Source organism: Corynebacterium mucifaciens, from assembly GCF_012396315.1.
Classification (GTDB): Bacteria; Actinomycetota; Actinomycetes; order Mycobacteriales; family Mycobacteriaceae; genus Corynebacterium; species Corynebacterium mucifaciens.
Genome location: NZ_JAAXPF010000022.1, coordinates 1 through 5434 on the forward strand (window position 1 = coordinate 1; position 5434 = coordinate 5434).

Below are 5434 nucleotides of genomic sequence, written 5' to 3' on the forward strand. Positions count from 1 at the left end.
CACCGCCGCAGCGCTTAACCCGGACTCGTATAACTCAACCGCCTCACGGCGAAACTCATTGCTGAACTTGTAACCCATTCAAGGCCTTCCCGCCCCAAAGTGGTCCAACTAAATGTCCGCAGTCCCACTTCCGGCGGCGCTCTCGAGGAGTAAGCGTTTAGCAGTAAGCATCCTGGTTGAGTAAGCACCCTGGGGTAAGCATCCTGGTTGAGTAAGCACCCTGGGGTAAGCGTCCTGCCCGGATCCCAACCGAACGACTCCCGTCCCCACAACCTTCGGGGGTGGATGAGACTACACCCGTTATTGACCGGACACCGAGCGCCGGTTTAGGTTGTCCCGCAAATGGTGCAAACGTTTGCACGCCCGGGCAAAACGGGCTGCGCGAGCGGTACCGAACAACACGAGCGCCACCGAACAACAACCGACGGAGGACACACCCATGGCGGGAGGACGGGCCACCTTGCGCGAGGTCGCACAGGATGCCGGCGTGTCCGCCTCCACGGTCTCGCGCGCGCTGGCCGGCAATCCGGCGATTTCGGAGGAGACGCGGCAGCGGGTGCAGCGCTCGGCGAGCAAGCTCAACTATGTGCCGAATCTGCAGGCCAGGGGGTTGAAGTCGGCGGCGTCGGCGGCGGTGGGGCTGACCATTCCGAGCCTGATCAACCCGTTTTTCGCGCAGATGGCATCGGCGATCCAGCAGGCGGCGGATACGGACGGCTACTCGCTGGTTATTGCCTCGACAAACGAGGACGCCGGCCAACTCGATGCAGCCCTGCAGGCGTTTAGCGGCCAGCAGCTCGCCGGTGCAATTGTTGTGCCGTCGTTGCATAGCGCGCCGATGGTGCAGTCGCTGCTCGAGCGCGGCCAACGGATCGTGCAGGTGGACCGGGTGCTGCCGGGGTTGGATGTGCCGTCGGTGACTACGGACGCGAAGTCGTCGATACGCGAGGCCGTCGAGCACCTCCGCGACCACGGCCACACCAACATCGGCTACATCGCGGGCCCGTCGAGTACTTCGACCGGTTTGCAGCGGCTGGAGGGGTTCCACGAGGCCATCCGCGCAGTCTCGAACACCAACGGGGTGATCTTCCGCGGCGGCTACAGCAGTGCGGAGGGCTTCGCGGGGGCAGCTGACCTGCTCAAACGGGGTGCCACGGCGATTATTGCGGGCGATTCCATGATGACGGTCGGCGCTTTGCAGTACGTCCTGGACCACAAGATCGGGCTGGGCAAGCACCTGGCGTTGGTGGGCTTCGACGACCAGCCGGCGTTTCAGATGCAACCGGTGCCGCTGACGGTGATCGAGCAGCATGTCGACGACGTCGGCAGGCGCGCCTGGGAGAAAGTCTTCGCGCTGATCAGGGGCGAGCCGGTGACGCAGCACGACGTGTTGCCCACGACATTGACCATCCGAGAATCCACAAACTTCAACATCTAAGGAGGTGGCGCAGATGACCACGACACCGCTGATCAGGCTGGATGGCATTTCGAAGTCGTTCGGGCCGGTCAACGTGATCGACAACGTCTCGCTTGCCGTCGAGCCAGGTCGCGTGCTCGCGCTGCTCGGCGAAAACGGCGCGGGCAAGTCGACGCTGATCAAGATGATGTCCGGCGTCTACCAGCCGACGTCAGGGCGTTTGCTTATCGACGACCACCCGGTCACCCTGCCCGACACCAAAGCCGCTGAAGCGCACGGCATTGCCACGATCCACCAGGAGTTGAACCTGGTACCCACCTTGTCCGTGGCGGAAAACATCACGCTCGGGCGCACCCCGCGCCGGTTGGGGATGGTGAACTTCCGCGAGATGCGCCGCATCGCACAGGAGGCGGTCGACCGCATCGGGTTGAAGGTGGACCTGGAAACCCCAGTCGGCGAGTTGGGCATTGCGCGCCAGCAGTTGGTGGAGATCGCCAAGGCGCTTTCGATGGATGCGCGCGTGCTTATTCTCGACGAGCCCACCGCGGCACTGACCGGCCACGAGGTCGACCAGCTGTTCAAGGTGGTCGAGGACTTGAAGGCCAACGGTGTCGGCATGGTGTTCATCTCGCACCACTTGGACGAGATCGCACGCATTGCCGACAGTGTTGCGGTGCTTCGCGACGGCAACTTCGTCGCCCAAGTCCCCGCCACCACCCCGGAGACGGAGCTGGTGCGCCACATGGTCGGCCGCGACATCGAGGACCAGTACCCGAAGGTGGACAAGAAAGTCGGCGAACCGCTGCTCACCGTCGAGGGTCTGACCTCCGACGGCAAATTCACGGACGTCTCCTTCGAGGTCCGCGCGGGCGAGGTCGTCGGCCTGGCCGGGCTGGTCGGCGCGGGCCGCACCGAGGTCGTGCGCGCCATCGCGGGTGCGGACACCGTCGATGCCGGCACCGTTTCCATCAACGGCACACCACTTTCCCCAGGCTCGGTCGCCGAGGCGATCAAGCACGGCATCGGCCATGTGCCGGAGGACCGCAAGTCGCAGGGGCTCGTCCTCGGCGCGACGGTGGGGGAGAACATCGGGTTGGCCACGCTGCGCTCGTCGTCACGCGCGGGCATCGCGGATGTGGCGGGGCAGCGCCGGCGCGCGGATGACGTCGCTAAGCAACTGCGCGTGCGAATGGCCGGCATCGACCAAGAAATCCGCAACCTCTCCGGCGGCAACCAGCAAAAGGCCGTGTTCGGGCGCTGGGTGCTGGCGGGGTCGAACATTTTGCTTCTCGACGAACCCACCCGCGGCGTCGACGTCGGCGCCAAGGTCGAGATCTACAACATCATCAACGAAATCACCCAGGCCGGCGGCGCGGTGCTCATGGTGTCGTCGGAACTTCCCGAGGTCATCGGCATGTCCGATCGCATCCTGGTCATGTCCGGCGGACGCATCGCAGGCGAGCTGCCCGCAGGCGCAACCCAGGACGAAATCATGGCGCTGGCCGTCGCCAACGTCGACGACCATGTTGAAGCCGAACCCACAGCAATAGAAACGGAGGCCCGCGCATGACGGGAACGACTACCGATGAGCGCTTGAGCACTCGCCAGCGTGTCATCAACTGGATCATGAACAACGGCGCGCTCGTCGGCCTGATCGTGCTGTGCGTCGCGCTGTTCATCGCCACCCCGCACTTCCTCACGGTGAACAACCTGATCAACGTCGGCGTGCAGGCGGCGACCGTGGCGATTCTGGCGTTCGGCATGACGTTCGTCATCGTCACCGCTGGCATCGACCTATCCGTCGGCGCCGTTGCAGCCTTGAGCGCGATGGTCTCGGCCCACTTCTTCGTCGAGTCCGGCCTGCCCGGCTGGCTCACCTTGATCGCGGGCCTACTCACCGGCTTCTTTGCCGGCGCAGTCAGCGGCGTCGCCACCGCCTACGGCAAACTCCCGGCGTTCATTTCCACGCTGGCGATGATGTCGATCGCGCGCGGCGCAACCCTGGTGATCTCACAGGGCTCGCCGATGGCGACTGCCGACGAGGTGAACTGGCTCGGCTCCAACGCCGGCAAATTCCCCATCCCGATCCTGATGATGCTGCTGGCCGGTGTGCTGTGCTGGTTCATCCTGTCGCGCACCGTGCTGGGCCGATCCATGTACGCCATCGGCGGTAACGAGGAAGCCGCGCGCCTGTCCGGCATCCCGGTCAAGCGTGTGCTTGTCGCGGTCTACGCGCTCAGCGGCCTGTTCGCCGCCCTCGCTGGTCTGGTCATGGCGGGCCGGTTGTCGTCGGCGCAGCCGCAGGCCGGTGTGGGCTACGAGCTCGACGCGATTGCGGCCGTGGTCATCGGCGGCGCGTCGCTGGCTGGCGGCACCGGCAAGGCCACCGGCACGCTCGTCGGCGCGATCCTGCTCGCGGTGATCCGCAACGGCCTGAACCTGCTCAACGTCAGCTCGTTTTGGCAGCAGATTGTCATCGGCGTCGTTATCGCCGCGGCCGTCGGTTTCGACGTGCTGCGCAAGAAAACCACCGTTTAACCAAGGAGAAATCACCATGTCTTTCGCACGTAAAGCCACCGCACTCGTCGCAGCCGCGGCCATGACCCTGTCGCTGACCGCCTGCAACCGTGACTCCGCCGACGAGGGTGCGGTCACCCTGGCGCTGTCAACGCAGACCAACCCGTTCTTCGTCCAGCTCCGCGACGGCGCCCAGGAGAAGGCTGACGAACTGGGCATTGCTTTGAATGTCCAGGACGCCTCCGACGACGCCGCGACCCAGATCGACCAGCTCAACAACTCGATCACCTCCGGCACCGACGCCGTGATCGTCAATCCGACCGACTCCGACGCCGTCGTCCCCGCCGTCGAGGCGCTCAACAACGCCGACATCCCGGTCATCGCAGTCGACCGTTCCTCCAACGGCGGCGACGTCGCTTCCTTCATCTCCTCCGATAACGTCGCCGGTGGCAAGCAGGCAGCCGACGAGCTGGCGAAGGCCATCGGCGAGGAAGGCGAGGTGCTCGTCCTGCAGGGCATCGCTGGCTCCTCTGCTTCGCGCGACCGCGGCCAGGGCTTCAAGGAGGGCATCGCCAACTACCCGAACATCAAGGTCGTCGGCGAACAGACCGCCAACTTCGACCGCACCGAGGGCCTCAACGTGGCCACCAACCTGCTGCAGGCCTACCCGAATGTGAAGGCCATCTTCGCCGAGAACGACGAGATGGCGCTCGGTGCGATCGAGGCGCTTGGCGACCGCGCTGGCAAGGACGTCATGGTCATCGGCTTCGACGGCACCACCGACGGCTTGAAGGCAGTCAAGGACGGCCGCATGCACGCCACCATCGCGCAGCAGCCGGGCGAGCTCGGCGCCCGCGCAGTTGAAGAGGCAGCCAAGCTGCTTCGCGACGAAGACGCCACCGCCGTAGTCCCGGTCGACGTTGTTACCGTGACCAAGGAAAACGCGGGCGACTTCGAGTAATGCGCAAAACCGGCATTCTCAACGCCCAGCTCGCACGCGCCATCAACGGGCTCGGCCACACCGACACCTTCGCCGTGGCGGACTGCGGCCTGCCCATCCCCGCGGGCGTAGAAGTGATCGACCTCGCGTTAGTCTTCGGTGTGCCCCGCTTCCACGACGTCGTCCGGGCGATCCTGGACGAGGTTGTGGTGGAGGCGGCGGTCGTCGCCAAGCAAGCGCCTGGGGACGTGGCGTCTCTTGTCGACGACCCCCAACTCGTCGACCACGACGACCTCAAACGCGCGCTCGCGGACTGCAAGTTCGTCGTGCGCACCGGCGAGACCACCCCCTACGCCAACATCATCTTCCGCAGCGGGGTCCCGTTCTAGATGCTTACTGCTAAACGCTTATTGCTCGAGTGGCTGCGAGAGAATGGGGGTGCTGACTATTTCTTGGACCACTGGGGGCTTTTATACGCTCAGTGCCTGTCGGTACTGGGCGATGGTTGTATATCCTTCGGTCAGCGTCGACTTCAACCGTTCGTGGTTGTAGAAATCGAC

General features: G+C 64.8%; 5 protein-coding genes. All 5 read left to right on the top strand.

Going from position 1 to position 5434, the window contains the following annotated elements:
* Nucleotides 1–439 precede the first annotated feature (439 nt).
* From HF989_RS10610 to rbsD, 5 genes are read left to right on the top strand one after another with little or no spacing between them, the layout of a single operon-like run.
* On the top strand, nt 440–1438 hold the full coding sequence (locus HF989_RS10610; protein ID WP_168686366.1) for a LacI family DNA-binding transcriptional regulator: 999 nt from the start codon (nt 440–442) through the stop codon (nt 1436–1438).
* 13 nt (nt 1439–1451) lie between these two features.
* Nucleotides 1452–2987: a sugar ABC transporter ATP-binding protein gene (locus tag HF989_RS10615; RefSeq protein ID WP_168686368.1), complete on the top strand. Its 1536-nt coding sequence runs from the start codon at nt 1452–1454 to the stop codon at nt 2985–2987.
* On the top strand, nt 2984–3955 hold the full coding sequence (locus HF989_RS10620) for an ABC transporter permease (RefSeq protein WP_168686370.1): 972 nt from the start codon (nt 2984–2986) through the stop codon (nt 3953–3955). Before HF989_RS10615 ends, HF989_RS10620 begins: the two co-directional genes overlap by 4 nt.
* A gap of 16 nt (nt 3956–3971) precedes the next feature.
* Nucleotides 3972–4895, top strand: coding sequence for a D-ribose ABC transporter substrate-binding protein (locus HF989_RS10625; protein WP_168686372.1), 924 nt, complete (start codon nt 3972–3974; stop codon nt 4893–4895).
* Nucleotides 4895–5263, top strand: a complete 369-nt coding sequence (gene rbsD / locus HF989_RS10630; protein WP_168686374.1) for a D-ribose pyranase — start codon at nt 4895–4897, stop codon at nt 5261–5263. Before HF989_RS10625 ends, rbsD begins: the two co-directional genes overlap by 1 nt.
* The last annotated feature ends 171 nt before the right edge of the window (nt 5264–5434 follow it).

Excerpts from the sequence above, each read along its gene's own strand:
- HF989_RS10610 (WP_168686366.1), top strand. The coding sequence starts at position 440 with ATGGCGGGAGGACGGGCCACCTTGCGCGAGGTCGCACAGGATGCCGGC.
- HF989_RS10615 (WP_168686368.1), top strand. The coding sequence starts at position 1,452 with ATGACCACGACACCGCTGATCAGGCTGGATGGCATTTCGAAGTCGTTC.
- rbsD (WP_168686374.1), top strand. The coding sequence starts at position 4,895 with ATGCGCAAAACCGGCATTCTCAACGCCCAGCTCGCACGCGCCATCAAC.
- HF989_RS10625 (WP_168686372.1), top strand. The coding sequence starts at position 3,972 with ATGTCTTTCGCACGTAAAGCCACCGCACTCGTCGCAGCCGCGGCCATG.
- HF989_RS10620 (WP_168686370.1), top strand. The coding sequence starts at position 2,984 with ATGACGGGAACGACTACCGATGAGCGCTTGAGCACTCGCCAGCGTGTC.